Here is a 3,047-nt window from a genome sequence, read left to right on the forward strand (position 1 = left end):
AACAAAATCAATTGAAAAGAAAACAATACAAATCAAAAAAGCTGAACAATGATAACATTGTTCAGCTTTAATTTATAAATTTAATCCTTTAATAATCTGTATCGGTTATTTAGGACTAGACAAGTTCCACTTTTTATACAGGTATAATACTCCACTGGTAACTATTCTAGTAGAAATATTGGGTTAAATTCCCTTATAAATATTCATTTAAAAAAATCCTATTTTTGAGCCAATGGATTTTATATTTAGGATGCTAATTCATTAGCTTTTCAATCTAAATATCGTTAAAATAAACTATGCATGCATAATATTTGTTATATTTGTTGAAATCAATTTTAAAGATGTCAACAAAACTTACCCAACTTTTAGAAATAAAACACCCAATTATACAAGCTCCCATGTTTTTAGTGTCGAATACCAAAATGGTTATAGAGGCTATGAAGGAAGGTATTGCTGGATGCATTCCTGCGCTTAATTATAGAACTTTAGAAGAGTTAAGGGCCGCAGTTTTAGAGTTGAAACACGCAAAAGTGGCAGGAGGTTCGTTTGGGTTTAATCTTATTGTAAATAAATCCAATATAAAATATAAAGAACAACTGCGGGTTTTGTGTGAAGAAGGTTGCGATTTTATAATTACTTCATTGGGTAGTCCAGAAGAAACCATCAATAAAGCCCATAAGGTAGGTATAAAAGTGTTTTGTGATGTGGTCGATTTAAAATTCGCCCTAAAAGTAGAAGCTTTAGGAGCCGATGCCGTTATAGCAGTTAATAATGAGGCAGGAGGGCACCGAGGCCATTTATCACCCGAAGCACTTATTAAAGAATTGGTTAGTCATTGTAAAATCCCTATTATTTCGGCAGGTGGTGTAGGTTGTAAAGCTGATATTGATAAAATGTTAAGTTATGGTGCTCAAGGAGTTTCGGTAGGGAGTCCGTTTATAGCATCGCTTGAAGCTAATGTAACAGACGAATATAAACAAGCGTGTGTGGAGTATGGCGCTAAAGATATTGTTATGACCGAGCGTATTTCAGGAACACCCTGTACCGTAATCAACACACCTTATGTACAAAAAATAGGGACTAAACAAACTTGGTTGGAATCCATTTTGAATAAAAACAAAAAACTTAAAAAGTGGGTAAAAATGATTCGTTTTTCAATAGGAATGAGAGCCACTGAAAAAGCAGCTACTCAAGCTACATACAAAACAGTTTGGGTCGCTGGTCCAAGTATAGAACATACAAAGGCCATTTTATCTACAAAAGATATCATTAAAGATCTTACGGAATAAGGTGTGAACAGATAATTACACTGTTGGAATTACAGCATAAAATTTTAGAAACCCCTTTAAAAATCGGTCAAATTCTAACACTTTTAGAATAATCATATTTAGGCTATAAATTTTATTATAAATATGTATTTATGTAGATGATAAAAAATATATTTACATAATAAATAATTCTTAAAATTTCAGCACCTAATTATGAATTCAGAAATATCAACTACCAAATGGGGCCAGTTTATTCCTCTTGTTACCGTTTTCTTTTTTTGGGGGTTTGTTGCAGCAAGCAACGATATCCTGATTCCAGTATTTAAGAAAGCCTTTGATTTATCCCAAGGGGAAAGTCAACTTGTTTCCTTAGCATTTTACATAGCTTATACAGTTGGTTCGCTCATATATATGGGAATTTCAATTTTGATGAAACAAGATATTATCAATAAAATTGGTTATAAAAATGGACTCGTATTAGGACTCATTATATCAGCTTTAGGAACCTTATTGTTTTATCCAGCGGCAAATACAGGATCATTTGCACTTATGTTATCGGGGTTGTTTATTGTTGCTTTAGGGTTTTCATTACAACAAACTGTTGCAAATCCATTGGCCATAGCGCTTGGACCTATTTCAACAGGTTCGCAACGTTTAACATTGGCAGGAGGGGTTAATAATTTTGGTACTACAATTGGCCCTCTAATCGTCAGTTTTGCCATATTTGGTTCATCTATTGGTAAAACAACAAATATGAGCATTGAAAGCGTAAAAATTCCTTATTTGGTTTTAGGTTTAGCATTTTTATTGGTTGCCATTTTATTAAAATTTTCGTCCTTACCTGATAAACCAGAAGCCATCGTTGAAGAAGAAGGAAGTTTAAATAAGTCAAGATCTTCAGCATTAAAATACCCACAGTTGGTTTTAGGAATGATAGGCATTTTTGTATATGTTGGAGTAGAAGTATCTACCGCAAGTAATTTACCTGCCTATATGGAGCACAATTTAGGTTTTGAAATTTCGGATATTGCACCATACATTTCGTTGTATTGGGCCAGTTTAATGATTGGACGTTGGACGGGAGCTGTTGAAGCTTTTACAAACGATATCAGTCTTCGGAAGATATTAAGGTTTATTGCACCATATCTTGCCTTTGGAGTCTTTTTAGCAGTAAATGCTATAGCAAATCATGATTTAACGCCCTTTTATGTGTATGCATTAATTATTTTAGTACTTATTGCGGCAGATATTGCAAGTAAAGGAAATCCGGCCCGAATGCTATTGATTTTTTCCCTTTGCGGCATTGTAGCTATAGGTATAGGGATGTCTGTAGATGGAATGGTTAGTGTGTATGCTTTTACAAGTGTTGGTTTATTTTGTAGTACACTTTGGCCATGTATTTTTACACTTGCTGTTAGTGGTTTAGGTAAAAACACAAGTCAAGGAAGTAGTTTTTTAATCATGATGATTATGGGAGGTGGTATTGTAAGTTGGTTACAAGGTTATATATCTGAAAGTATAGGGATTCAGGCAAGTTATATAGTTGGGGTTCTCTGCTTTGCTTATTTAGCTTTTTATGCATGGAGAGTTAAAGGAATTTTGAGAAGTCAGGGTATAAGCTTTGATGAAAAAATTGCTGGTGGTCATTAAGCTTTTATTTGTCTAGTCCTAAATAACCGATACAGATTATTAAAGGATTAAATTTATAAATTAAAGCTGAACAATGTTATCATTGTTCAGCTTTTTTGATTTGTATTGTTTTCTTTTCAATTGATTTTG

2 protein-coding genes are annotated in these 3,047 nt (G+C 33.2%); both read left to right on the plus strand.

The annotated features are described in order from the left end of the window. The first annotated feature begins 341 nt into the window (after positions 1-341). Positions 342-1,289, plus strand: coding sequence for an NAD(P)H-dependent flavin oxidoreductase (locus tag J8H85_RS18780; RefSeq protein WP_209657232.1), 948 nt, complete (start codon positions 342-344; stop codon positions 1,287-1,289). A gap of 192 nt (positions 1,290-1,481) precedes the next feature. Next, entirely contained in the window at positions 1,482-2,918 is a 1,437-nt protein-coding gene (locus J8H85_RS18785) for an MFS transporter (RefSeq protein ID WP_209657234.1), read from the plus strand. Positions 2,919-3,047: the final 129 nt, after the last annotated feature.

The organism is Mariniflexile gromovii (genome assembly GCF_017814435.1).
GTDB classification, from domain to species: Bacteria; Bacteroidota; Bacteroidia; order Flavobacteriales; family Flavobacteriaceae; genus Mariniflexile; species Mariniflexile gromovii.

Bases quoted from the DNA above. Each gene is read 5' to 3' on its own strand.
- J8H85_RS18780 (WP_209657232.1), top strand. From the start codon at position 342: ATGTCAACAAAACTTACCCAACTTTTAGAAATAAAACACCCAATTATA.
- J8H85_RS18785 (WP_209657234.1), top strand. From the start codon at position 1,482: ATGAATTCAGAAATATCAACTACCAAATGGGGCCAGTTTATTCCTCTT.